The sequence below is a fragment of the Xanthomonas euvesicatoria pv. euvesicatoria genome, assembly GCF_020880415.1.
In the GTDB taxonomy this organism is placed as follows: Bacteria; Pseudomonadota; Gammaproteobacteria; order Xanthomonadales; family Xanthomonadaceae; genus Xanthomonas; species Xanthomonas euvesicatoria.
Window position 1 is genome coordinate 43,619 of sequence record NZ_JAJIUJ010000011.1, and the last position, 23,447, is coordinate 67,065.

Sequence of the window (23,447 nt, forward strand, 5' to 3'; positions counted from 1 at the left end):
AGGGCAACATTCTACGCTGTGTATGTCTCAGCCTTGGTGGGAGTCTGGCTTGGGAGGCTGCAACAATAACTTGCTCAGGATAAACGACACTGGCAGCGTGACAACGATGGAGATCAGCGGGCCGACTGCCGCCGGCACGCCTAGATGCCCTACGCTGATTTTCAGCGCCAGGGCTCCAACTGCGTAGGTCACCAGATAGATGACCGGAAACGCTGCAAATTTCAACCAGCTGTGTTGAGCACGAAAGACGTAACGGGTGTTGATTAGATAACTGAGCAATATGCCTGCACAGAAACTCGCAAGATAAGCCCACTGGTAATACATAAAATCAAGGAGCACCCAGTACAGTGCCAGGGTCAGGCCCGTGTTGAGTGCTCCGCCCAACAGGAAGCGTAGGGCCACAGCGAACAATGACCGATGCCGCCGAAGCAGGGCATCGGCATGTGGGGACTCATCCGCCCGCATTCGCCAGACTCTTGAAGGACGCGTAATCGCGAATGTACTCATCGGTGTCGTAGGGCTCGGACGCAAACACCAGCAGCACGGCATCTTTGGAGTACTTGTACTGTGTGCCCCAGATCATCGGCGGCAGATGGATGCCCTGGTTCGGTGAGTTGAGTTCGACATCGATGCGGCGCGCACCGTCGTCTGCCAGCACCCTGACCGAACCGGAAACGCATACGAGAAACTGATGGCAGCGCTTGTGCGCATGCTCGCCACGGGTCTCCTGGGTGGGTACACCGTAGACAAGAAAGTACCGCCGCGCATTGAAGGGAAGGAAGCTGTCGAAGTCTCCGACTGACAGAGATCCGCGCATGTCGGAAAAGCTGGGCATCTGGTAAAGCTTGACGCCGGGAACGATGGTGTCGGTGATGCCCTGAACGACGGGCAGTGAAGCCGCTTGATCCGCGTCCTTGTCGGATACATAACCCACAATGCGCGCAGGATTGCCAACTACGATGGCATTGGGCGGCACCGAGCGCGTGACCACTGCACCTGCGCCAATCATCGCGCCACTGCCGATAGTGGTGCCAGCCAGGATTGTCGCGTTGGCCCCAATCGACGCGCCTGATTCCACTAAAGTGCCGAGAAATTTCTCGGGATATACCCGGCTGCGGGGGAACAGATCGTTGGTGAAGGTTGCATTAGGGCCTACGAAGACATCGTCTTCCAAGCGCACGCCATCCCATAGTTGCACGCCGCACTTGACCGTCACACGATCGCCGATCACGACGTCGGACTCAATGAATACGCCATCGCAGATGTTGCAGTCACGACCAAGGCGAGCGCCTGGCAGTACGTGGGCAAATGCCCAGACGCGGGTGCCCTCGCCAATGGTGGCGCTCTCGCAAAGAGCGTTGGGGTGCACGAAATAGCTCACTGGTTATCCTTTTCGAAGTTTTCGACTGACTGCATGATTGACAATGGACGTGCCTTGGTATTTTCGAAGGCATGCCAAGCGTATGTACCTACAATACCCAGTCCCAATGAATTGAGTGCGCCGAAAAAGAGAATGGTCAAGATAGTCAGGGTATAGCCCGGCACTGCGACGAGTCCGGAAAACTTCGCAGCCAGCACCAGCGCACTGAGCAACGTGGTAAATGCCAGCGCGATCAGGCCCAGCGCCGTCAGCATGCGGACTGGCAGGTCGGTGAAAGCAAAGACGCTATCGGACAGATACCGCAGTTTCTTGCTCAAGGTCCAGGCGCTCTTGCCGTGCTGCCGCTCGCGTCGCTGGTAACTGACAAATTCGCGCTTGCCGCCCAGCCAGAATAGTTGCGCGAGCAGGCTGGAATGAGCTTCGTTCAACAGCAACAGCCGTTCGAGGAAGTCACGGCTGACAGCGAAGATATCCACGCCACCCTTGGGAATGTCCTTGATGACCATGCGCCGATAGGTCGCCCAGAACAGGGTCGACGCCAGCTTCGAGGCCGCAGGATCGCTCCGCGCCTCGCGCACGCCGAAGGCAACGTCATATCGCTTGCTAGCGTAGCGCTGCCAAAAATCGATGACCAACTGGGGAGGTTCCTGTAGGTCGGCCGCCATTACCGCGGTCAATTCGCCGCGGCTGAGTTGCAAGCCGGTGCGGATTGCCGGGAAAGCGCCGAAATTTCTGGTCAGGGTCGCCAGCTGCGCACTAAAAGCGACGGCAGGCAATTTATCGCGCAGCAGGGCGTAGCTGCGATCGGGACTACCATCTACCACGAAGATGGCTTCAAACTTCCCGTTGACGCTGCGAGCGATCGAATCGACAGCCTGCAGGAGGTCGTCGATCGAGCCTTCATTGCCGTAGATCGGGACGACCAGACTGAGGGAAGGTGACTGCACCTTGCTCAGAACCGGTTGCATGCTTCGACAACCCGATCAATTTCTTCATCGGTCAGCTCCGGAAAACATGGCAGCGTCGTCACGCGCACCGCATCGGCTTCCGTGTTTGGCAACACCACTGAATCGAATGCACCCTCATGGCAGGGTTGACGATGGTCGCACAGCGGGTAATGGATCTCCGTCTGCACCCCGGCGGATTGCAGGTGCGACCGCAGCTGCTCGCGGTCATCGCAGCGCACGACATACAGATGCGCCACATTGTCGGCCCCTACCACGCCGCAAACTTCGATTCTTGGATTGGACAATCCCTGAGCGTAACGGTTTGCGATATCCCGGCGACGCTGGTTCCAGCCGTCCAGCAGGGGAAGCATGTGGCGCAGCATGGCTGCCTGCAATTCGTCGAGGCGGCTGTTGCGGCCCCCACGCAGGGTATTGGTGTACTTGGCCGTCCATCCATACTGGCGCAGTTGTGCGGCACGGATAGCCAAGTCGTCATGGTTTGTCACAATCGCGCCGCCATCTCCCAGGGCGCCCAGATTCTTGGTGGGATAAAAACTGAAGGAAGCAATATCACCAAAGCTACCAGCGCGGCGGCCATTTCGTTCTGCGCCATGTGCCTGTGCACAGTCTTCTACGACCTTTATGCCACGCGGTTGACACAGCGCGACGATCGCTTCGATGTCAGCCAGTTGGCCATAGAGATGGGTCACGATCACAGCTGCCGGTGCACAGTCGCCGGCGAGCATCGCTTCCAGCGCAGGTACGGCCATCAGCCCGGTCCCCGCTTCCGTATCGACAAAGACCGGTGAAGCGCCGCAGGCCAGGACCGCGCTGGTGCCGTACATCGCCGCATTGGCAACAACCGCCACCGTATCCTCGGGGCCGACGCCCAGTGCCTTTAGGGATAGCTCAAGAGCGTCGGTTCCATTGGCAACGCTGACGCAATGACGACTGCCGCAGTAGTTGGCGAACTCCTGCTCAAAAGCTTTGACGTTCGGACCAAGCACATAGTAGCCACTTGCAACGATCGTGGTTGCAATCTGAGACAGTGCATCCTGTATGGGTGCAATGTGGCGGGATAACGAGTTGACGGGAATCAGGGCGTCCATGGAATCCGAAGTATCAAGTGATGTGCGGTTGGATTGAAATACTGCGGCATGCCGCAGGAGGGATCTTTGACCGGAAGGATATCGTGTGCGGCAGGTGTCAGCGGGCTAGCTGACTTCGGCTAGTGAGCGGGGGTGCCGACCCCACTTATCTGGTATTGCGCCAAACCTGCGGTATGGGGCGACGCGCTCAAGCGAGCACAAGCGCCCGCCCTGGAATGATTGAAACAGTCCGTATGCCATGCCGGCCGGCAAATACTGACTCTTTGCCACGCTGTCTATCGTATCTTCATCCGCAGCACCTGGATTTGCCGAGTCGTCAGTTCCAGCAGCAAAAGCGGCGACGCAGTGCTGAGGGGATTTCAGCCGTCGAATGGCCGGGGCCTGGAAGCTCAGAAAGGGCATCCAAGGTATCCCGCGAAGTGATCGCGGATTATAGCGGCACGAGCCAACGTGGCGGAAAGGTTGCCCGCCATTCCACACAATTCTGAAGGCGCCGCGAAGCTGAACGCCCGCGGCGGCTACACTCAGGCCAGTGCCTGTTCCAACTCCGGCAGCAGCGTAAACAAATCTCCCACCAACCCGATATCGGCAATCTCGAAGATCGGCGATTCCGGGTCCTTGTTGATCGCCACAATCGTGCCGGCGTCCTTGATGCCGGTCAGGTGCTGGATGGCGCCGCTGATGCCGATGGCCACATACAGTTCCGGAGCGATGATCTTGCCGGTCTGGCCGACCTGCAGCTCGTTGGGTACGTAGCCTGCGTCCACTGCCGCGCGCGAGGCGCCTACGGCGGCGCCGAGTTTGTCGGCCAGGCTGTAGATATGCTGGAAGTTCTCGGCCGAGCCGACGCCGCGGCCACCAGAGACCACGCGCTTTGCGCTCTGCAGGTCGGGGCGGTCGGAGCTGCCTGCTGCCAGACCGACAAAACGGGTATGGGTCGGCAACGCGGCCTCCACCGTGGCCGCCTCGACCGTCGCGCTTCCACCGCCGGCCGCTTCCGGCCAAGAGGCACTGCGCACTGTCGCGACCACGATCTGCTCGGCCGGGGCCTTGACGGTGATGATGGCGTTGCCTGCATAGATCGGACGCTTGAAGGTGTAAGCGTCTTCGACCGACATCAGATCGGAGATCTGGTTGACGCCCAGCAGTGCAGCCACGACCGGCATCAGGTCCTTGCCGAAGGTGGTGGAGGGTCCAAAGACATGCGTGTAGCCCTGGCCGGCAAGCTGGGCGATCTGCGGCCCCAGCACCTGCGCGATGGCGTGTTCGTTTGCGGCGTTCGCCACCGTCAGCACTCGGGCAACACCGGCTAACTGCGCGGCTTGCGCTGCAACCGCGGCCGGGTCGGCAGCCAGCACAACCACATCAATTGAGTTGGCCGAGATCGCCAGCGCAGCGCTGAGGGTCTTGGCGGTGGCCGCATTGAGCTGACCGTTGAGATGTTCGGCAACAACGAGAACCTTGGCCATTACAGCAACCCCTTCTGCTTGAGTGCGGCCACCAGCTCGGCGGCGTCCTTGACCATCACGCCGCGGCTGCGCTTGGACGGCGCGGCGTAGTGCGTGGTGGTCAGGCTGTCATGCGCGTCGACGCCCAGGTCGGCAAACGCCAGCGTTTCCAGCGGCTTGCTCTTGGCCTTCATGATGTCCGGCAGCTTGATGAAGCGCGGCTCGTTCAGGCGCAGATCGGTGGTGATCACTGCCGGCAGGTCCACTTCCAGCGTCTCCAGGCCGGCATCAACCTCGCGCGTCACCGTGGCCTTGCCATCGGCAACGACGAGCTTGCCGGCGAAGGTGGCCTGCGGGCGGCCCCAGAGGGTGGCGAGCATCTGGCCGGTCTGATTGGCGTCGTCGTCGATGGCCTGCTTGCCGAGGATGACCAGATCCGGCTGTTCCTTCTCGACCAATTTGAGCAGCGCGCGCGCGGCGGTCAGCGGCTGAACAGCCGCATCGGTCACCACATGGATTGCGCGATTTGCGCCCATGGCCAGGCCGTTGCGCAGGTGCGCAGCCGCATCGGTCGGCGCCAGGGTGGCGACCACGACTTCCGTGGCGATGCCGGCATCGCGCAGGCGCAATGCTTCTTCCAGGGCGATTTCGTCGAACGGGTTGGGCGAGAGCTTGACGCCCTCGGTCACCACGCCGGAGCCATCCGGCTTGACCTGAATGCGGACGTTGTAGTCCACCACGCGCTTGTAGGCGACGAGGATTTTCATCGTGTACGAGATCCTTCAGCTATTGCGGGAAGGCCCGGCCGCGGCGGCAGGCACGGGAGTGGGGGCATTCTAACCGGGTGAAGCGAACCATGCGATGGCGTATGGGTGGTGCGGTGCACCACCAAGCTTGCCGCAGCACGTGCCGCGCTTAAGCCGGATGCGGCTGGGACCGTATATCCTGTGTGGTTTAAAAAGCGCGGCACGGTTCGCGTGACCAGCACACAAGGGGTAAACAGTGACGACTTGGCTTGTAACCGGCGGCGCCGGTTTCATCGGCGGCAATTTTGTGCTGGAAGCGGTGTCCCGCGGCGTCCGCGTGGTCAATCTGGACGCCCTGACTTACGCGGGAAACCTGAACACACTGGCGTCGTTGGAGGGCAATCCTGACCATGTCTTTGTCAAGGGCGATATCGGTGACGGTGCGCTCGTCACCCGCCTGCTGCAAGAACACCGGCCCGATGCGGTGCTGAATTTCGCTGCCGAGAGCCATGTCGATCGTTCGATCGATGGGCCTGGCGCCTTCATCCAGACCAATGTCGTCGGGACCTTGGCCCTGCTCGAAGCAGTGCGTGATTACTGGAAGGCGTTGCCGGATGCGAGTCGGGATGCGTTCCGCTTCCTGCACGTGTCCACCGACGAGGTCTACGGCACCCTGGGCGAGACCGGCAAGTTCACTGAGACCACGCCATATGCGCCGAACTCACCGTACTCCGCGTCGAAAGCCGCCTCGGATCATCTGGTGCGCGCATTCCACCACACTTATGGGCTGCCGGTGCTGACCACCAATTGCTCGAATAATTACGGCCCATATCATTTCCCCGAAAAGCTCATCCCGCTGGTGATCGCCAAGGCGCTGGCTGGCGAGCCGCTTCCGGTCTACGGCGACGGCAAGCAGGTGCGTGACTGGCTGTTCGTCAGCGATCACTGCGAGGCGATCCGTACGGTGCTGGGCAACGGTAGGGTCGGCCAAACCTACAATGTCGGTGGCAATTCCGAGCGGCAGAACATCGAGGTCGTGCAGGCCATCTGCGCATTGCTGGATCAGCATCGTCCGCGCGAAGACGGCAAGCCACGCGCGAGCCAGATTACCCATGTGACCGACCGGCCCGGGCACGACCGTCGTTACGCGATCGATGCTTCGAAGTTGAAGAACGAATTGGGTTGGGAGCCTGCCTATACCTTCGAGCAGGGCATCGCGCAGACGGTGGAGTGGTATCTTGGTAATCAGGCGTGGGTACAGGGCGTGCTGGACGGAAGCTACCGTCTGGAACGTATCGGCGCGGCGTCCTGACATCCCTCTCTCTGGTGGCCGCTCAGGTGCGTGCCGACCTTCCAAGGAAGCTCTCATGACACAACGCAAAGGCATCATCCTGGCAGGCGGCTCCGGCACCCGCCTGTATCCAATCACCAAGGGCGTCAGCAAGCAGCTGCTGCCGGTGTACGACAAGCCGATGATCTATTACCCGCTCAGCGTGCTGATGCTGGCGGGCATCCGCGACATCCTGATCATCAACACACCGCACGAGCAGGCGCTGTTCCAGTCGTTGCTGGGCGATGGTTCGCAATGGGGTGTCAATATCCAGTACGCCGTGCAACCGAGTCCAGACGGGCTCGCGCAGGCGTATCTGATCGGCCGCGACTTCGTGGACGGCAAGCCGAGCTGCCTGGTGTTGGGCGACAACATCTTCCACGGTCATGGCCTGACCGAGACCCTGCGCCGCGCCGATGCGCGTGAACAGGGGGCGACCGTGTTCGGTTACTGGGTCAACGACCCGGAGCGCTACGGCGTTGCCGAATTCGATCAGCAGGGCAAGGTGATCGATATCGCCGAAAAGCCTGAGAAGCCCCGTTCGAACTATGCGGTAACGGGTTTGTATTTCTACGATGGAAGAGCAAGCGACTATGCGGCTGCCCTGAAGCCATCGCCGCGCGGCGAATTGGAGATCACCGACCTCAATCGCTGCTATCTGGAAGCCGGCAAGCTGCATCTCGAGCCGCTAGGGCGTGGCTATGCGTGGCTTGATACCGGTACGCATCAGTCCTTGCATGAAGCGGCCAACTTCATCGAAACCATCCAGATGCGGCAGGGTCTGCAGGTGTGCTGTCCTGAGGAAATCGCATTTGGTCAGGGCTGGATCGACACCGAACAGCTGGAGCGCCTTGCGGCGCCGCTGGCTAAAAATGACTACGGTAAGTATCTAAACGCCCTAGCCAAGCGCGGAGTGGTCCGTTGAAAGTGATCGAAACGACGTTGCCTGGCTGCGTTGTGATAGAGCCATCAGTCTTTGGAGATGCTAGGGGATACTTCTTCGAAACGTGGAATGCCGAGCGTTTCAAGCAGCACGGCCTGCCGCAGAACTTTGTGCAGAGTAATGTCTCCACCTCCGCCAAGAGTGTCCTACGTGGTCTGCATTATCAGTGGCCACGTCCACAGGGCAAGCTGGTTAGCGTCCTTGCCGGTGAGGTGTATGACGTTGCTGTTGATCTGCGGTCTGGCTCGCCTCATTTCGGGCGTTGGACAGCTGTCCTGCTGAGCGCTGAGAACCGTCGCCAAGTCTGGATACCGGAGGGCTTTGCACATGGCTTTGCAGTGCTTTCGGAAACAGCACTGTTCAGTTACCTGTGCACCGATATCTACGTCAATGAGGCCGATGCCGGCGTTCGTTGGGACGATGCTGCGATCGGTATCGACTGGCCGATCAGCAATCCTGTGCTCTCTACCAAGGACGCAGCTGCACCATTTCTGGCCGATGTGCCGCCTGATCGCTTGCCAACCTTCCCAGCATGATCACGTTGGTGGTTGGTGCCAGCGGACAGGTCGGTACAGAGCTGTTGCGTGCACTTGCAAGGGGCGGGGCAGAGGTGGTGGCAGCGACCCGTAGCGGGCAGCTACCTGACGGTACGACCTGCGAGACCGCGGATTTCGATGCGCCGGAAACATTGCCTGGCTTGCTAGACCGCTTGCAGCCAAGTTGCGTCGTCAACGCAGCCGCCTATACGGCCGTCGATCGTGCCGAGCAGGAGCGTGATGCCGCCTTCCGTGCCAATGCCGAGGCGCCGGCGGTCATCGCGCAATGGTGCGCGCGCGCCGGTGTGCCCCTGGTCCATTACTCGACCGACTATGTCTTCGATGGACAGGGCACGCACCCCTATCGGCCGGACGATGCCACCGCGCCGCTCGGCGTGTACGGGCAAAGCAAACTGGCCGGCGAGCAGGCAGTGCAGGCGGCCGGCGGCCGTCATCTGATCTTCCGCACTGCCTGGGTCTACGCGGCGCATGGACACAATTTCCTGCGCACGATGCTGCGCGTGGGCGCCGAGCGCGACGTGCTGCGCGTGGTCGCCGACCAGATCGGCACGCCAACGCCAGCGGCGTTAATCGCCGACATCACGGCGCACGCGCTGCGCCAGCCGGGCGAACCCTCCGGCTTGTGGCATCTGACCGCCGCCGGGCAGACCACCTGGCACGGCTTCGCCGAAGCCATCTTCGCGCAGGCGCGCGCGCGCGGCCTGCTCGCCCGTGCGCCGCGCGTGGAGGCGATCAGCACCGCCGACTATCCCACGCCGGCCACGCGCCCGGCCTATTCGCGACTGGATATCCACAGCCTGCAGGACACCTTCGGCGTCCGCCTGCCGGACTGGCAGGATGGACTGAGCCAGGTGCTGGACACGCTCGCCCAACGATGAGCGTCGTCGGTGGTGCCATCGATCGGTGCGGCTTCAGCACCGACTCATAGCTTGCACTTCGCTTCGGCTACCATCAGGGTTGATCCGCGCCGGACCGGCGATCTGCTCCACGCAGGTCGCGGCCGACGTGGATGTGCCGCTGAAGCGGATGCCACGCACGATGCATACGTTGGATGCATGCAGGTGTGCGCTGTATCGCATCAGCCGGCACCGTGCAGGTTCTCGCGTATCCCCCAGCGGGCGCGCCAGCCCCATTGCGGGCTCGGCCGTCCCGTCATTACGCCGCGACCTGCATGCAGCGCGCTACATCCTCCCCCATCCAATGTCGCAAGGAATTCCAATGAAGATCGCTGTCGCGGGTACCGGCTATGTCGGTCTGTCCAATGGCGTATTGCTCGCCAAGCACCATGAGGTAGTGGCGCTGGACATCGTCGAGTCCAAGGTGAAGCTGCTCAACGAAGGCCGCTCGCCGATCGTCGACAAGGAACTCGAAGCCGCGCTGGCCCAGGGTGGCTTGAACTTCAAGGCCACCCTGGACGCCAAGGAGGCGTTTGCCGGCGCAGAGTTCGTGATCATCGCTACGCCCACCGACTACGATCCGGACACCAACTATTTCAACACTGGGTCGATCGAGGTCGTGATCGCCAAGGTGCTGGAGATCAATCCGCAGGCGACCATGGTGATCAAGTCGACCATTCCGGTCGGCTACGTCGCCAAGCTGCGCGCGCAGTTCGGTACCGACAACATCATCTTCTCGCCCGAATTCCTGCGCGAAGGCCGGGCGTTGTACGACAACCTGTACCCGTCCCGGATCATCGTCGGCGAGCGTTCGGCGCGTGCGGAAACCTTCGCGCGGCTGTTGCAGGAAGGCGCGCTCAAGCCCGACGTGCCGGTGTTGTTCACCGAGCCGACCGAGGCCGAGGCGATCAAGCTGTTCGCCAATACCTACCTGGCGATGCGCGTGTCCTACTTCAACGAACTGGACACCTACGCGCTTACCCATGGGTTGGATAGCCGCCAGATCATCGAGGGCATCTGCCTGGATCCGCGTATCGGCAGCCACTACAACAATCCTTCCTTCGGCTATGGCGGTTACTGCCTGCCCAAGGACACCAAGCAGTTGCTAGCCAACTATCAGAGCGTGCCGCAGAACATCATCCGGGCGATCGTCGATTCCAATACGACCCGCAAGGACTTCATTGCCGCCGACGTGCTACGGCGCAATCCCAAGGTGGTCGGCATCTATCGGCTGATCATGAAGGCCGGGTCGGACAATTTCCGGTCGTCCAGCATCCAGGGGGTGATGAAGCGCCTCAAGGCCAAGGGCGTGGACGTCATCGTGTACGAGCCGACGCTGAGCGATCCTGAGTTCTTCCGTTCGCGCGTGGTCAACGACCTGGAGGCCTTCAAGCGCGAAGCCGATGTCATCATCAGCAATCGCATGGCCGACGCGCTGCAGGATGTGCAGGACAAGGTGTATACGCGCGACCTGTTCGGCGACAACTGAGCCAGACAGGCGCTTGAGTCCTGGCGGGTGGCGATGCCATCCGTCCAGGACGCCCATGGGACTCACGGCGATGCGGTGCTATGTACCTGCTTCGCAGGCAGGTACCCGCGGTGGCGAACCGTGGGCGATGCAGCTGCGTTGCCCGCATTCACAGGTGTGCGACACAGCCAATGAGGCGTGTGGCCTCTGATCCGCGCGCGCGCCGTATCGCGATAAACGTGGCCACGGATAACGCAGGACGGCGGCCGAAGGCCGCCGTCGATATTGCCGTCTACGGTGAGACGCGCGATCAAGCGCGGCCGTAGGTGTCTTCGAAGCGCACGATATCGTCTTCGCCCAGATAGCTGCCGGACTGCACCTCGATCAATTCCAGCGGCAGCTTGCCCGGATTGCGCAAGCGATGGGTGACGCCCAGCGGGATGTAGGTGCTCTGGTTTTCGGTCAGCAGCAGCACTTCTTCGCCACGCGTCACTTCGGCCGTGCCGCTCACCACGATCCAGTGTTCTGCGCGGTGGTGATGCATCTGCAGGCTCAGCACTGCACCGGGTTTGACGGTGATGCGCTTGACCTGGTGGCGTTGGCCCATGTCGATGGAATCGTAAGCGCCCCATGGACGATAGACCTTGCGATGCCAGGTGGCCTCGGAACGGCCAGCGGTCTTGATCTGGCTGACGATGTCCTTGACCTCCTGGATGCGGTCGCGGTGGCCGACCAGCACGGCGTCCGGCGTTTCAACGACCACCACATCCTCAAGCCCAACCATGGCGATCAGGCGCGAGCCGTACGCATACGTGTTCTGGCAATCGAGCTGGATCACGTCGCCATGGTGCGCGTTGCCTTGCGCATCCTGCTTGGAAACATCCCGCAGCGAAGACCACGAACCGACGTCGTTCCAGCCCGCGTCCAAGGGCACCACGACCGCATCGGCGGTCTTTTCCATCACGGCATAATCGATCGAATCCGACGGGCTGGCGGCGAAGGCGTCCTTGTCCAGACGGGTGAAATCGGCGTCGCGCTTGCCGTTTTCCCACGCCTTCTGGCACGCATCGGCAATGGCCGGATGGAACTTGCGCAGCTCTTCCAGGTAACGCGACGCACGGAACAGGAACATGCCGCTGTTCCAGTAGTACTCGCCGCTTGCCAGGTAGCTTTGTGCGGTGGCGAGGTCGGGCTTCTCGACGAAGCGCTCGACTGCGCTTGCACCGGTACCGGCGCCGGCCTTGATATAGCCATAGCCGGTTTCGGGCGCAGTCGGCTTGATGCCGAAGGTCACCAGCTTGCCTTGCTCAGCAGCAGTCGCCGCCAAGGTCACTGCCGCCTGGAACGCAGCTTCGTTCTGAATGACGTGGTCGGAAGGCAACACCAGCAATAGCGGGTCGGCACCGTCGCGGGTCGCTTCCAGCGCTGCAACGGCAATTGCCGGCGCCGTGTTGCGTCCCTTGGGCTCCAGCAGGATGGCCGAAGGCTTCACGCCCAACTGCTGCAACTGCTCGGCGGCCATGAAGCGGTGTTCTTCATTGGCGACCACGATGGGGGCGTGACCTGCGACGGGAGCCGCGCGCAACCAGGTGGACTGCAGCATGCTCTTGTCGCCGACCAGCGGCAGGAATTGCTTAGGATAGGACTCGCGCGACAGCGGCCACAGGCGCGTGCCGGAGCCGCCGGACAAGATAATGGGTAGGACGTCGCTCATGGGCGGGGGAAACTCCAGTGCGTCAAAGGTGGGGGAGAATGGTAGATCAGCCGCGCAGCAAGGCGGAAATTTCCTGCGTACGCGTTTCCAGCAGTGCGGCATCGCCGCGCGTTTCCACGTTCAGGCGCAGCAGCGGCTCGGTATTGGAGCTCCGTAGGTTGAAACGCCATTGACCAAAATCGGCGCTGATGCCGTCGGTGTAATCCAGCTCCGGCGACAACGACGCGTAATGCTCCATCACGCGGGCAACAGAGGCCTTGGCATCGGCCACCTTGAAGTTGATCTCGCCGCTGCAGGGGAATTTCTGCATGCGCGCTTCGACCAGATCGGCCAGCGAACGGCCCGACTGCGACACCAGTTCGGCGATCAGCAGCCACGGAATCATGCCGGAGTCTGCGTAGGCGAACTCGCGGAAATAGTGGTGCGCGCTCATCTCGCCGCCGTAGACGGCATTTTCGCTGCGCATCTTTTCCTTGATAAAGGCGTGGCCGCTCTTGCACAGCACCGGAATGCCGCCGGCTTCTTCGACCTGCTCGACCGTGTTCCAGGTCAGGCGCGGGTCGTGCACGACCTTGCCGCCCGGCTGCTTGGCAAGGATGGCTTGTGCCAGCAGGCCAACCAGGTAATAGCCTTCGATGAAGCGGCCGGTGTGATCGAAGAAGAAACAACGGTCGAAGTCGCCGTCCCACGCGATACCGAAATCGGCGCCGTTGTCCCTGACCGCCTTGGCGGTGGCGTCACGGTTTTCCGGCAGCAGCGGGTTGGGAATGCCGTTGGGGAAGTTGCCATCGGGCTCATGGAACACGCGCACGAATTCGAACGGCAGATGCGGCGCAAGCAGGTCGACGATCAGACCGGCGCCGCCATTGCCGGCATTGACCACCAGCTTGAGCGGCTTGAGCGTGCTGCGGTCCACGTAGCTGAGCAGGTGCTCCAGGTACGCGGTCTTGTCGGTGCGGCTCTGCTCACTGGCGGTGGGCTCGCCCGGCGCTGCGGTATCGGCCGCGACCGTGTCGCGGATGGCGAACAGACCGGTGTCCGAGCTGATCGGTCGCGCTTGCTCGCGGACCAGCTTCATCCCGTTGTAGTCCATCGGGTTGTGACTGGCGGTCACCATCACGCCGCCGGCCGCCTTGAGGTAATCGGTCTGGAAATAGACTTCCTCGGTGCCGCACAGGCCGATGTCGATCACTTCACGGCCACTGGCGCGCAGGCCCGCCGAAAGCGCTTCCTGCAGCGCCGGGCTGGCCAGGCGCACGTCGTGGCCCAGGACCACCGGCCCTTGATCCAGCTGCGCCGCCAGCGCCACGCCGATGCGGCGGGCCAAGTCCTCGTTGAGTTCATCCGGCACACGGCCGCGAATGTCGTAGGCCTTGAAGGCGGGTAGCGTCATGGGCAAATCCTGAAGTGGGGGACGCCCGAGTTTAGCGGCTGCGCCGTGTCTTGGGTGTGGCGGAATTGCGACCGGGGACAGGGAACAGTCAGCGGATAGAATGGGCGCTTCACATCAGCGAGGTGAGGGCGGTGATGCGCAGTGACGGACGCGGTGCGGCAAGCGGCAAACGCTATGCCGATGCCAAGGCAGCACTGGACGGGGTACTGGCCAATGGTCAGACCCTGGCGGTGGGCGGCTTTGGGTTGTGTGGAATCCCGGAGGCATTGATTGCAGCCGTGCGCGACAGTGGGATCGGCGGGTTGACGGTGATCTCGAACAACGCCGGCGTCGACGGATTCGGGCTTGGTCAATTATTGGCCACCCGGCAGATCCGCAAGATGATTTCGTCCTACGTGGGCGAAAACAAGGAATTCGAACGCCAATACCTGGCGGGCGAACTCGAGCTGGAGTTCAATCCGCAAGGCACCCTGGCCGAGCGTTTGCGCGCCGGTGGCGCGGGCATTCCTGCGTTTTACACCGCCACCGGCTACGGCACGATCGTGGCCCAGGGCAAGGAAACGCGCGAATTCGACGGCAAGCATTACGTGCTTGAAACCGCGTTGCAGGCCGACGTGGCGTTGGTCAAGGCATGGCGCGCCGATACCGCCGGCAACCTGGTATTCCGTAAGACCGCGCGCAATTTCAATCCCGCCTGCGCCATGGCCGGACGCGTGTGCATCGCCGAGGTCGAGGACATCGTGGAGCTGGGCGTTATCGATCCGGATCAGGTGCATCTGCCCGGCATTTACGTGGACCGCCTGGTGCTCAACGCCACGCCGGAAAAACGCATCGAACAGCGCACCGTGCGCGAAGGACAGCAGTGATGGCCTGGACCAGAGACCAGATGGCCGCACGCGCGGCACGCGAACTGACCGATGGTGCCTACGTCAACCTGGGCATCGGCCTGCCGACGCTGGTCGCCAACCACATCCCCGACGGTGTGGATGTGTGGCTGCAGTCGGAGAACGGCCTGCTTGGCATCGGCCCGTTTCCAAGCGAAGACCAAGTGGATGCAGACCTGATCAATGCAGGCAAGCAGACCGTGACCGCCCGCGCCGGTGCCAGCTATTTCGGTAGCCACGATTCATTCGCGATGATCCGTGGCGGCCACATCGACCTGGCGATTCTCGGCGCAATGCAGGTCACCGACCGTGGCGATCTGGCCAACTGGATGGTGCCCGGCAAGATGGTCAAGGGCATGGGCGGTGCAATGGATCTGGTGGCCGGCGTCAAACGCGTGGTGGTGTTGATGGAGCACGTCGCCAAGGACGGAAGCCACAAGATCTTGCGCGAATGCGACCTGCCACTGACCGGCGTCGGCGTGGTGGACCGCATCATTACCGATCTAGCGGTGTTCGATGTCACTGCAGATGGATTGGTGCTGGTTGAACACGCCGATGGAGTGGAGCTGGAGGAACTGCGCAAAAAAACAGGCGTTGCATTCATTGCCGCATAAATAAGCAGGGGCCTGTCAGGCCCCTGGCTTTTAGAGATTCTGGTAGTTCGGACCAGAACCACCCTCCGGCGTGACCCAGGTGATGATTTCGTACGGGTCCTTGATGTCGCAGGTCTTGCAGTGCACGCAGTTGGCCGCGTTGATCTGCAGACGCTTGCCGGAGGGGCTGGCGGTGTCTGCGGCCATTTCGTAGACGTTGGCCGGGCAGAAACGGGTGCAGGGGTTGTCGTATTCGGTCACGCAGCGGGTGGCGCATACATCGGTGTCCAACACCTTCAGATGTACCGGCTGGTCTTCATCGTGCTCGGTGGCGGCGAAATACACGGCTTGCAGGCGATCGCGCGGGGCGAGGTCGCGGGTGACGTAGTCGCGCTTGGGCTGTTCGTACTCGCCGAGCTTGTGCAGCGCCGACCAGTCGGGTTTGTTCTTCAGCGTCCACGGCGAAGCGCCCTTGAGCGCGGTTTCCCAGGCCGCGTTGAGCAGGCCGAACCACAGCCCCTTCTTGAAACCGGGCTTGATGTTGCGGACTTGCTTCAGCTCGGACATGACCTCGGAGGCGCGCAATCTGGCATCGAAGCCCTGCGGCGCCAGCTGCGATTGCACCAGGTGTTCGGCGGCCAGCATGCCGCTGCGGATCGCCTGGTGGGTGCCCTTGATCTTGGGTACGTTGAGCAGGCCGGCGGTGTCGCCGATGAGCAAGGCGCCGGGCATGTCCACTTTCGGCAACGATTGCCAGCCGCCGCTGACCAGTGCGCGGGCGCCGGCAGACACAATGCTGCCACCTTCCAGCAGCGGCTTGATCATGGGGTGGTTCTTCCATTGCTGGAAGGCTTCCCACGGTTGGTAGGCCGGGTCGCTGTAGTCCAGCCCGCTTACATAACCGAGCGCGATCTGGTTGTTGTCCAGGTGATAGACGAAGCTGCCGCCGTAGGTGCGGTTGTCGGCTGGCCAGCCGATGGTGTGCACGATCTTGCCGGGCGTGACGCGGCCTTCGGGCACCTGCCACAGCTCCTTGATGCCGATCGAATAGCCTTGCGGGTCGCTGTCGGCGGTGAGGTCGAAGCGCTTGAGCAGCCGCTTGGTCAGGTGGCCACGCGCGCCTTCGGCAAGCACGGTGACCTTGGCGCGGATGTCGATGCCGGCGGTGTAGCCGGGCTTGTGCGTGCCGTCTTTTGCAATACCCATGTCGCCAATGCGCACGCCCACCACCTGGCCGCTGTCGTCGTGCAGCGTTTCGGCGGCGGCGAACCCGGGATAGATTTCCACGCCCAGCGCTTCGGCCTGCGGCGCCAGCCAGGCGCACATCGCGCCCAGGCTGACGATGAAGTTGCCATGGTTGCGCATGCCCGGCGGCACCACCGGGAACTTGCGCGCGCTGTCCTTGCCGAGGAACCAGAATTCGTCGTCGGTGGCCGCCACGCAGATCGGCGGCGGATTGTCGCGCCAGCCTGGCAGCAATGCATCCAGCGGGCCGGGCTCGATCACCGCACCGGAGAGGATATGCGCGCCGATGGTGCTGGATTTTTCGATCACGCAGACGCTGATGTTCGGATCGAGCTGCTTGAGCCGGATCGCGAACGACAGCCCGGCCGGACCGGCACCGACGGTGACGACGTCGTATTCCATGACGTCGCGCTCGACCGCCTCTGACGCGTGTGCGCCCACTCCCGCTTCCGACATTGCTCCGCTCCCGTTGGCTCGATGGCTGTTGCGCATTTTCCGGGATTGCATGTGACGGCGGCAAATCGGGTCGATTCATCCGCGCCATGCCGGGCTGCGTGCTAGCGTTTCCGGCATGAAGATTCGGGTGGCATTGCCGGGGGCGGAGATCAACTGGTGGCGCGGTTGGCTGCCGCCCGCGCAGGCCGATGCGCTGATGCAGGCGCTGCTGGCGCAGGCGCACTGGGAGGTGCACCGCATCCGGATGTTCGGACGCATGGTGGATTCGCCGCGCCTGAGCAGCTGGATCGGCGATCCGGAGGCGAGCTATCGCTACTCGGGCACACGGTTCTCGCCACAGCCCTGGCTGGAGGTGCTGCAGCCCGTGCGCATGCGGCTGGAGGACGAAACCGGTCACCGGTTCAACAGCGTGCTGGTCAATCGCTACCGAAGTGGCAGCGATGCGATGGGCTGGCACAGCGACGACGAGCCTGAGCTGGGCGCGCAGCCATTGATTGCCTCGGTGAGCCTGGGTGCGACGCGGCGCTTTGCGTTCAAGCACCGCGACGATGCGGCCCTGAAGCAAATGCTGGAGCTCGGTCACGGCGACCTGTTGCTGATGGGCGGCGACACCCAGCGCCACTACAAACACGCTTTGCCGCGCACCGCCAAGCCGGTCGACGAGCGCATCAATCTGACCTTTCGTCAGATCGCGGTGCGCGTGTCCCAGCCATGAGCGGCTAGCAACTTGCAGCGCGCTCGCCTGGGCAGTGAGCCCGGTGGGCGTGTCGGCCGCAGCTTGCGTGGGCGCAACCAGCAATCCAGGTCAAACGATGAGTGGATCGAGTGCGCGGTTCCCTCACCGCTTGCGTAACACGCCGTGAACCCATCCATGCGGGCTCGATGGCGGTATCCATGCCGCCAACGGTCCCGCAAGCGGCAAGGACACCGCACCAGAAAGTGCATTGATGACGTGATTGAAGAGCGAGGACGCCCCGCCCAGACAGTCGACTGGCTGCTGTGTTGAAGAACGAGCAGACCGCGTCGAGAAGCCGCTACGTGCTTTTTTGAAAGCTGTGCACACCGAGCATCTCAACTGGTCCTTGCCCGCCTAGCCTCGCCGAGCCCTTGGCGGCATGGATGCCGCCAGGAAGCATGCAGGGACGTACTTGCAGCGTGGCTGGCGATGGTGGGCGGGTAAGCGCCCTGCAGCCATGGCACAGATCAGCCGCTCTGCAAGAGACCGGCGTGACGTCGCCTGTCAGCCGCTTCAAGCCTGTCGCTTGCGCTTACAACGAACGCGGCACGTTCTGGCTGTCCTGTTGCCCGGCGGTTAGCGTCCAGCCGACCAGCTCGGTGGTGATCTGGGTCAGCGCCTGCTCGAAAGCCACCGCGACTGCGGCGGTATCGGTGCCGGTGGACGGGCGCGCGACCAGGAAGGTGCGCGAGGCGACCACGCGTTGGTCGGTCGAATGCAGCAGTTTGGCGTTGAGCTCGATCGTGGCCGAGGGCAGCGACTGGCCGGCGTAATCGGATTCGAAGCGGCGCAGGTCGATCGCCAGCTTGTAGTCCGAGCGGATGCCGGTGCCGATATGGGCCACCGCGGCAATCTTGCCGGAGTCTTCGAACGCGCGCACCACGCTGTCTTCCAGCATGTCGGTGGCTGGCTGTGCCCAGCCAGCGCCGTGGTAGACCTGCAGTTCGCCAGGGGTCGGGCGCACATTGATGCGCGGGCTGTCGATAACGCGTGCGGCGCTGGGCTTGGCCACCACCAGCTGCCAGGTCACCTGCGGCCAGGTGGGATTGGGCGTCACGCGCACCGTCGGGGCGTAGATGGTGGCCGGCTTCTTGTCGCCTCCGGCCAGCACCGAGCAGCCGCCCAGCGCCAGCAACGACACGCACAACAGGGGACGCAACACACGCATAGCAGTCATTTCGGTTCGAACTCCTTGGGTGCGTCGCGGCCGAGCAGGTAGCGCGCAGGGTTGTTGTCCAGTTTGTCGCTGACCCGGCGCAGGTCGCGGATCAGGCCGCGCAATTCGGTCAGTGTGGGGCCGAGCTGGCCCAGCCCATCGTTGGCAAAACTATTGATGGCCGCGCGGTTCTCGCCAAGGATGTTGTCGGCATTGCCGGCGGCCGAATCCAGCTTGACCAGGGTGGCATCGAGTTTTTCCAGGATGCCCGGCAGCTGCTGTACCAGGTTCTGGTCCAGCCGCTTGATGGTGCCGTTGGTGGTGGTCAGGGTGGTGTCCAGATTGCGCGCGGCGTCGCGCGCGCTGACGATCAGTGCCTGCATGCCTTCGTCGCGATCGGCGATGCCACCGCTGATCTTCTCCAGGTTCTGCAGCGTGGCCGAAATGCTGGCCACATTCTTGTCCGAGAGCATCTGGTCCATGCGCTCGACGATGCGATTGGCGGTGTCGGTGATGTTCTGCAGCGCCGACGGGGTGGTCTGGATGATCGGCGCGTCGCTCTTGTCGATGCTGGTCAGCGCCGGCGCTTCGGGCGTGCCGCCGGAGAGCTGGATGATCGACGGGCCGGTCAGGCTGGTGATCGCCAGCTTGGCGCGGGTGTCGCTCTTGATCGGCGTGGTGGAGTTGACGCGCACATGCGCGACCACCTGCCGCGGGTCGTTCGGCGCCAGGGTCAGCTCGGTGATCGAGCCGACCGCGATGCCGTTGTACTGCACCGGGCTGCCGACCGACAGGCCGGTCACTGCCTCGCGGAACACCACCCGGTATTGCTGCCAGGTGCGGTCGGAGGAGTACTTGGCGGCCCATAGCCCGAACAGCAGCAGGGCCAGGCCGGCCACGATGGTGAAGGCGCCGATCAGGACGTAATTGGCTTTGGTTTCCATGCTCAGGCGGTCTCGGTGGAGTCGGTCTTGGCCGCGCGCGCGGCGCGGGCGCGCGGACCGTGAAAATAGTCCTGGATCCAGGGGTGATCGATCTGCTCGACCTCGGCCAGCGGCGCGTTGGCGATCACCTTGCGGTCGGCCAGTACCGCGATGCGGTCGCAGATGGCGTACAGCGTATCCAGGTCGTGGGTGATCAGGAACACGGTCAGGCCCAGGGCCTGCTGCAAGGTGCGGATCAGACGGTCGAAGGCGGCCGCACCGATCGGGTCCAGCCCGGCGGTGGGTTCGTCCAGGAACAGCAACGGTGGATCCAGCGCCAGCGCACGTGCCAGTCCGGCACGCTTGCGCATGCCGCCGGACAATTGCGAAGGCAGCTTGTCCAGCGCATCGGCCGGCAGGCCGGCGAGCTTGATCTTCAGCAGCGCCAGTTCGAAATACCAGCGCTCGGGAAACTCGCCATGGTGTTCCTTCAGCGGCACCTGCACGTTTTCGCCCACGGTCATCGACGAAAACAGCGCCCCGTCCTGAAACAGCACGCCGGTGTTCCGGGTGATGTGCTGGCGGTCGGCGAACCGGCCCGAGCGCGCGTCCGCGCCCAGCACCTGGATGCTGCCGGCATCGGGATCGCGCAGGCCCAGGATGCTGCGCATCAGCACCGACTTGCCGGTGCCCGAACCGCCGACCACGCCGAGGATTTCGCCGCGCCGCACATCCAGATCCAGGTCTTCGTGCACGGTCTGGCTACCGAAACGGTTGGTGAGCCCGCGCACGGAAATCGCCAGCTGTTCGTCGTCGGCCTCGGCCTGTGGGCCCGGATTGGGGAGTGGGGATTCGGGAGTGGTCACAGCACCTTCCTCTCCAATACCAGTGCAAGCGCCGCGCTGCGGCTTTGTACGAATCCCGAATCACGCATGTCCAATCCCGGCTTCATCACCACCCCATCTTCATGAACCACAACGCCGCGATCGCGTCGAGGATGATGACCAGGGAAATCGTCTGCACCACCGAGGACGTGGTGCGTTCGCCCACCGATTGCGCGGTGCCGCTGACCTTCAGCCCTTCCAGGCAGCCGATCAGGCCGATCACCAGCGCAAACAGCGGCGCCTTCGAGAGCCCGACCAGGAAATGCCGCAACTGGATGGTTTCGTGCATGCGCGCCAGATACATTTGCGGCGGAATATCCAGGTCGAACGCGCCCACGGTGACGCCACCGGCCAGGCCGGCGATCATCGCGATGAAGGTCAGCAGCGGCAGGGTGAAGATCAGCGCGAGCAGGCGCGGGATCACCAGCAGGTCGATCGGGTCCAGGCCCAGGGTGCGGATCGCGTCCACTTCCTCGCGCGATTTCATCGCGCCGATCTGCGCGGTGAAGGCGCTGGCGGTGCGGCCTGCCAACACAATTGCCGTCAGCAGCACCGCGAATTCGCGCAGGAAGGCGATGGACACCAGCTCCACCACGTAAATTTCCGCACCGAAGTCGCGCAGGATGGTCGAGCCCAGGAAGGCGATCACCGCGCCCACCAGATACGACAGCAGCACCACCAGCGGCACCGCGTCCAGGCCCACCTGCTCCATGTGATGCACGGTGGAGGTTAGCCGGAAGCGCCGCGGCTCGTGGATCAGCCGCATGATCTTGACCAGGTTTTCGCCCAGAAAACTGTTCAACTCCAGGATGTCCTGGCCGACGCGATGCGTGGCCCGGCCCAGGCGGTCGAGCGCGGCGACGAAGCCGTAATCGCGTTTGGGCTTGGGGCGCTCGTCGTTGAGTTCCTCAATGGTGCACACCAGTGCCTGGTGCTCATCGCGGAAATCGATCGCGTCTTCCTTCAGGCCCATGCGGCCGGCAAAGCGCAGCAGCTGCAGTACGCCGGCCGAATCCAGCTGCTGGATGCCGCGCGCGTCGATGCGGCGCACCCCGTCGGGTACGGCCTGCAGCAGTTCTGCCTGGGGCAGGGCGGTCGCCAGGACCCAACTGCCAACGAGGCGGACCTGTGCCTGATCCTGCGAGTCTTGTTCGATGCGTGGAGGTTGCGGTTTGATCATGGGTGGCCTGTCCGTGGCGCCAGCATACAGGGCCAATGTGAGCGACGGATGGGGACGCAACCGCAGCGGTGTGCCGATGGCCGTCGATGAGGGCGCCGGGTACGCGCGCTGCGGCATACACTGGCGGCCTCGCCGGACACGGCGTTTCTCCGATCCGACCCGCCACGCATGTCCGCTGCCACCGTCGTCCTCCCTTCCGCCAGCGCCACCTACGCCCAGCGCGTCGCCTTCGTGTCCGAAATTGCCGGGCGCCTGCATTCCTATGGCACCACCGCGCAGCGGCTGGAAGCAGCGGTGGTGGGGTTGTCGCAGAAGCTGGGCCTGGACTGCGAGCCCTGGTCCAACCCCACTGGCATCATCCTGAGCTTCAGCGACCCCACCAAGGCGATCGGTTCCAGCGACATCACCCGGGTGATTCGCCTCGCGCCGGGCGAAAACGATCTCTACAAGCTCAGCGTGGCCGATTATGTGGCCGACAGCGTGGCCAACGGCCGCATGAGCATCGCGCAAGGACACACCGCATTGCGCCGGCTGGACCGCGAGGTGGACCGGCGCGGCAAGACCCTGCAGGTGCTGGCGTTCGGGCTGGCCGCCGCCGGCGTGGCCGGGCTCTGGAAGCTGCCATGGCTGGATATCGCCACGGCCGGGGCGATCGGCATGTCGATCGGCCTGCTCACCCAGTACACCGACAAGCGCGCTGCCACCAAGGAAGCCGGCGAGGCGCTGGCCGGTCTGCTGGCGGGCGTGGTGGCCGCGCTGGTGGCCTCGCTGATCGGGCCGTTGAACCTCAACACGGTGATCATCGCTTCGCTGGTGGTACTACTGCCGGGCATGTCATTGACCAATGCGTTCAACGAGCTGGCCAGCCAGCATTGGGTCTCCGGCACCGCGCGTCTGGCCGGTGCGGTCACCACGGTGCTCAAGCTGACCGTAGGTGCGGTCATTGCGGTGACCCTGACCCAACTGGTTGGCCTGCATCCCCAGGGGGCCGCCCTGCGGCCGCAGGCCGGCTGGGTGGAATGGGCCTCGCTGGTGGTGGCCGCTTATGCGTTCGCGGTCCTGTTCAAGGCCAATCGACGCGATTATTTATGGATCATGGCGGCGGCCATGTCAGGTTATGTCATCGCGCGTTATGCAGGACATGCCTGGGGTGGTCCGGCCGGGGTATTCGCTTCGGCAATGGCATTGACCGCTGCGGGCAATTTATTCGGGCGCGTGGTCCACAAGCCCGGTGCGCTGATCCGGTTGCCCGGCATCATCATGCTGGTGCCCGGGAGCGTCAGTTTGCGTGGCTTTTTGACCTTGGTGCAGCAACAGGATGTCAGCGTCGGACAAGCCGCACTCTTGGCGGTGACCAATATCGTGATGGCATTGATGGCCGGATTGCTGTTTGGCAATCTGCTCATTCCGGCCCGCAAGAATTTATAAGGGCAAACACCCCGCAATAAAAACGCCGGC

General features: G+C 63.1%; 22 protein-coding genes. 9 read left to right on the forward strand and 13 right to left on the reverse strand.

The window, feature by feature from the left end:
- Positions 1 to 27: 27 nt before the first annotated feature.
- The 6 genes from LN450_RS01015 to LN450_RS01040 all read right to left on the reverse strand — a co-directional run bounded on the left by LN450_RS01015 (position 28) and on the right by LN450_RS01040 (position 5,652).
- Positions 28 to 465: a GtrA family protein gene (locus tag LN450_RS01015; RefSeq protein ID WP_039416345.1), complete on the reverse strand. Its 438-nt coding sequence runs from the start codon at positions 463 to 465 to the stop codon at positions 28 to 30.
- Entirely contained in the window at positions 452 to 1,381 is a 930-nt protein-coding gene (locus tag LN450_RS23210; RefSeq protein WP_011348617.1) for a WxcM-like domain-containing protein, read from the reverse strand. The genes LN450_RS01015 and LN450_RS23210 overlap by 14 nt, the downstream gene beginning before the upstream one ends.
- Entirely contained in the window at positions 1,378 to 2,349 is a 972-nt protein-coding gene (locus LN450_RS01025; protein WP_011348616.1) for a glycosyltransferase family 2 protein, read from the reverse strand. The genes LN450_RS23210 and LN450_RS01025 overlap by 4 nt, the downstream gene beginning before the upstream one ends.
- Entirely contained in the window at positions 2,334 to 3,437 is a 1,104-nt protein-coding gene (locus LN450_RS01030; protein WP_011348615.1) for a DegT/DnrJ/EryC1/StrS family aminotransferase, read from the reverse strand. The genes LN450_RS01025 and LN450_RS01030 overlap by 16 nt, the downstream gene beginning before the upstream one ends.
- 524 nt (positions 3,438 to 3,961) lie before the next feature.
- Positions 3,962 to 4,906: an electron transfer flavoprotein subunit alpha/FixB family protein gene (locus LN450_RS01035; protein WP_011348614.1), complete on the reverse strand. Its 945-nt coding sequence runs from the start codon at positions 4,904 to 4,906 to the stop codon at positions 3,962 to 3,964.
- Complete coding sequence (locus LN450_RS01040; protein ID WP_011348613.1) at positions 4,906 to 5,652, reverse strand: electron transfer flavoprotein subunit beta/FixA family protein; 747 nt, start codon at positions 5,650 to 5,652, stop codon at positions 4,906 to 4,908. The genes LN450_RS01035 and LN450_RS01040 overlap by 1 nt, the downstream gene beginning before the upstream one ends.
- A gap of 235 nt (positions 5,653 to 5,887) precedes the next feature.
- Here LN450_RS01040 and rfbB point away from each other — a divergent pair, with 235 nt between their 5' ends.
- The 5 genes from rfbB to LN450_RS01065 all read left to right on the forward strand — a co-directional run bounded on the left by rfbB (position 5,888) and on the right by LN450_RS01065 (position 10,846).
- Positions 5,888 to 6,943 (forward strand): dTDP-glucose 4,6-dehydratase, encoded by a 1,056-nt coding sequence (rfbB, locus tag LN450_RS01045; RefSeq protein ID WP_011348612.1) that lies wholly within the window; start codon positions 5,888 to 5,890, stop codon positions 6,941 to 6,943.
- Between the two features lie 55 nt (positions 6,944 to 6,998).
- A complete protein-coding gene (gene rfbA / locus LN450_RS01050) occupies positions 6,999 to 7,886 on the forward strand; it encodes a glucose-1-phosphate thymidylyltransferase RfbA (protein ID WP_011348611.1) in 888 nt (295 codons plus the stop codon).
- On the forward strand, positions 7,883 to 8,440 hold the full coding sequence (rfbC, locus tag LN450_RS01055; protein WP_011348610.1) for a dTDP-4-dehydrorhamnose 3,5-epimerase: 558 nt from the start codon (positions 7,883 to 7,885) through the stop codon (positions 8,438 to 8,440). The genes rfbA and rfbC overlap by 4 nt, the downstream gene beginning before the upstream one ends.
- Positions 8,437 to 9,339: a dTDP-4-dehydrorhamnose reductase gene (rfbD, locus tag LN450_RS01060; RefSeq protein WP_039416342.1), complete on the forward strand. Its 903-nt coding sequence runs from the start codon at positions 8,437 to 8,439 to the stop codon at positions 9,337 to 9,339. The genes rfbC and rfbD overlap by 4 nt, the downstream gene beginning before the upstream one ends.
- Positions 9,340 to 9,679: 340 nt before the next feature.
- A complete protein-coding gene (locus LN450_RS01065; RefSeq protein WP_008576953.1) occupies positions 9,680 to 10,846 on the forward strand; it encodes a nucleotide sugar dehydrogenase in 1,167 nt (388 codons plus the stop codon).
- Positions 10,847 to 11,135: 289 nt separating this feature from the next.
- Here LN450_RS01065 and LN450_RS01070 read toward each other — a convergent pair whose 3' ends face one another.
- Both LN450_RS01070 and LN450_RS01075 read right to left on the reverse strand, forming a co-directional pair.
- Positions 11,136 to 12,539, reverse strand: coding sequence for a mannose-1-phosphate guanylyltransferase/mannose-6-phosphate isomerase (locus LN450_RS01070; protein ID WP_011348608.1), 1,404 nt, complete (start codon positions 12,537 to 12,539; stop codon positions 11,136 to 11,138).
- Positions 12,540 to 12,585: 46 nt separating this feature from the next.
- Positions 12,586 to 13,932: a phosphohexomutase domain-containing protein gene (locus tag LN450_RS01075; RefSeq protein WP_011348607.1), complete on the reverse strand. Its 1,347-nt coding sequence runs from the start codon at positions 13,930 to 13,932 to the stop codon at positions 12,586 to 12,588.
- A gap of 134 nt (positions 13,933 to 14,066) precedes the next feature.
- Here LN450_RS01075 and LN450_RS01080 point away from each other — a divergent pair, with 134 nt between their 5' ends.
- Together LN450_RS01080 and LN450_RS01085 are read left to right on the forward strand one after the other, a co-directional pair.
- Positions 14,067 to 14,798, forward strand: coding sequence for a CoA transferase subunit A (locus LN450_RS01080; protein ID WP_011348606.1), 732 nt, complete (start codon positions 14,067 to 14,069; stop codon positions 14,796 to 14,798).
- Entirely contained in the window at positions 14,798 to 15,430 is a 633-nt protein-coding gene (locus LN450_RS01085) for a CoA transferase subunit B (protein ID WP_011348605.1), read from the forward strand. Before LN450_RS01080 ends, LN450_RS01085 begins: the two co-directional genes overlap by 1 nt.
- Before the next feature lie 30 nt (positions 15,431 to 15,460).
- Here the strand turns inward: LN450_RS01085 and LN450_RS01090 are convergent, their stop codons facing one another.
- Entirely contained in the window at positions 15,461 to 17,110 is a 1,650-nt protein-coding gene (locus LN450_RS01090; protein WP_011348604.1) for an electron transfer flavoprotein-ubiquinone oxidoreductase, read from the reverse strand.
- A 115-nt stretch (positions 17,111 to 17,225) separates the two neighbouring features.
- On the opposite strand from LN450_RS01090, the gene LN450_RS01095 reads away from it, so the two are divergent.
- A complete protein-coding gene (locus tag LN450_RS01095) occupies positions 17,226 to 17,825 on the forward strand; it encodes an alpha-ketoglutarate-dependent dioxygenase AlkB family protein (protein WP_008576968.1) in 600 nt (199 codons plus the stop codon).
- 553 nt (positions 17,826 to 18,378) lie between these two features.
- Here the strand turns inward: LN450_RS01095 and LN450_RS01100 are convergent.
- The 4 genes from LN450_RS01100 to LN450_RS01115 form a co-directional block, all read right to left on the reverse strand.
- A complete protein-coding gene (locus LN450_RS01100; protein ID WP_011348603.1) occupies positions 18,379 to 19,023 on the reverse strand; it encodes an ABC-type transport auxiliary lipoprotein family protein in 645 nt (214 codons plus the stop codon).
- On the reverse strand, positions 19,020 to 19,946 hold the full coding sequence (locus LN450_RS01105) for an MlaD family protein (protein WP_008576973.1): 927 nt from the start codon (positions 19,944 to 19,946) through the stop codon (positions 19,020 to 19,022). Before LN450_RS01105 ends, LN450_RS01100 begins: the two co-directional genes overlap by 4 nt.
- Positions 19,947 to 19,948: 2 nt before the next feature.
- Positions 19,949 to 20,791: an ABC transporter ATP-binding protein gene (locus LN450_RS01110; RefSeq protein WP_008576976.1), complete on the reverse strand. Its 843-nt coding sequence runs from the start codon at positions 20,789 to 20,791 to the stop codon at positions 19,949 to 19,951.
- An 85-nt stretch (positions 20,792 to 20,876) separates the two neighbouring features.
- Positions 20,877 to 22,106 (reverse strand): MlaE family ABC transporter permease, encoded by a 1,230-nt coding sequence (locus LN450_RS01115; protein ID WP_011348602.1) that lies wholly within the window; start codon positions 22,104 to 22,106, stop codon positions 20,877 to 20,879.
- A gap of 51 nt (positions 22,107 to 22,157) precedes the next feature.
- Between LN450_RS01115 and LN450_RS01120 the strand changes: the two genes are divergently transcribed.
- Positions 22,158 to 23,417 carry a threonine/serine exporter family protein gene (locus LN450_RS01120; protein WP_011348601.1) on the forward strand — a complete coding sequence of 420 codons (1,260 nt, stop codon included), beginning with the start codon at positions 22,158 to 22,160 and terminating at the stop codon, positions 23,415 to 23,417.
- Positions 23,418 to 23,447: the final 30 nt, after the last annotated feature.

What these genes read in the sequence shown, in the direction of transcription:
- LN450_RS01015 (WP_039416345.1), bottom strand. Translation starts at nt 465, where the DNA reads ATGCGGGCGGATGAGTCCCCACATGCCGATGCCCTGCTTCGGCGGCAT.
- LN450_RS01025 (WP_011348616.1), bottom strand. Translation starts at nt 2,349, where the DNA reads ATGCAACCGGTTCTGAGCAAGGTGCAGTCACCTTCCCTCAGTCTGGTC.
- LN450_RS01030 (WP_011348615.1), bottom strand. Translation starts at nt 3,437, where the DNA reads ATGGACGCCCTGATTCCCGTCAACTCGTTATCCCGCCACATTGCACCC.
- LN450_RS01035 (WP_011348614.1), bottom strand. Translation starts at nt 4,906, where the DNA reads ATGGCCAAGGTTCTCGTTGTTGCCGAACATCTCAACGGTCAGCTCAAT.
- LN450_RS01040 (WP_011348613.1), bottom strand. Translation starts at nt 5,652, where the DNA reads ATGAAAATCCTCGTCGCCTACAAGCGCGTGGTGGACTACAACGTCCGC.
- rfbA (WP_011348611.1), top strand. Translation starts at nt 6,999, where the DNA reads ATGACACAACGCAAAGGCATCATCCTGGCAGGCGGCTCCGGCACCCGC.
- rfbD (WP_039416342.1), top strand. Translation starts at nt 8,437, where the DNA reads ATGATCACGTTGGTGGTTGGTGCCAGCGGACAGGTCGGTACAGAGCTG.
- LN450_RS01065 (WP_008576953.1), top strand. Translation starts at nt 9,680, where the DNA reads ATGAAGATCGCTGTCGCGGGTACCGGCTATGTCGGTCTGTCCAATGGC.
- LN450_RS01070 (WP_011348608.1), bottom strand. Translation starts at nt 12,539, where the DNA reads ATGAGCGACGTCCTACCCATTATCTTGTCCGGCGGCTCCGGCACGCGC.
- LN450_RS01075 (WP_011348607.1), bottom strand. Translation starts at nt 13,932, where the DNA reads ATGACGCTACCCGCCTTCAAGGCCTACGACATTCGCGGCCGTGTGCCG.
- LN450_RS01080 (WP_011348606.1), top strand. Translation starts at nt 14,067, where the DNA reads ATGCGCAGTGACGGACGCGGTGCGGCAAGCGGCAAACGCTATGCCGAT.
- LN450_RS01085 (WP_011348605.1), top strand. Translation starts at nt 14,798, where the DNA reads ATGGCCTGGACCAGAGACCAGATGGCCGCACGCGCGGCACGCGAACTG.
- LN450_RS01090 (WP_011348604.1), bottom strand. Translation starts at nt 17,110, where the DNA reads ATGTCGGAAGCGGGAGTGGGCGCACACGCGTCAGAGGCGGTCGAGCGC.
- LN450_RS01095 (WP_008576968.1), top strand. Translation starts at nt 17,226, where the DNA reads ATGAAGATTCGGGTGGCATTGCCGGGGGCGGAGATCAACTGGTGGCGC.
- LN450_RS01100 (WP_011348603.1), bottom strand. Translation starts at nt 19,023, where the DNA reads ATGACTGCTATGCGTGTGTTGCGTCCCCTGTTGTGCGTGTCGTTGCTG.
- LN450_RS01105 (WP_008576973.1), bottom strand. Translation starts at nt 19,946, where the DNA reads ATGGAAACCAAAGCCAATTACGTCCTGATCGGCGCCTTCACCATCGTG.
- LN450_RS01115 (WP_011348602.1), bottom strand. Translation starts at nt 22,106, where the DNA reads ATGCCGCAGCGCGCGTACCCGGCGCCCTCATCGACGGCCATCGGCACA.
- LN450_RS01120 (WP_011348601.1), top strand. Translation starts at nt 22,158, where the DNA reads ATGTCCGCTGCCACCGTCGTCCTCCCTTCCGCCAGCGCCACCTACGCC.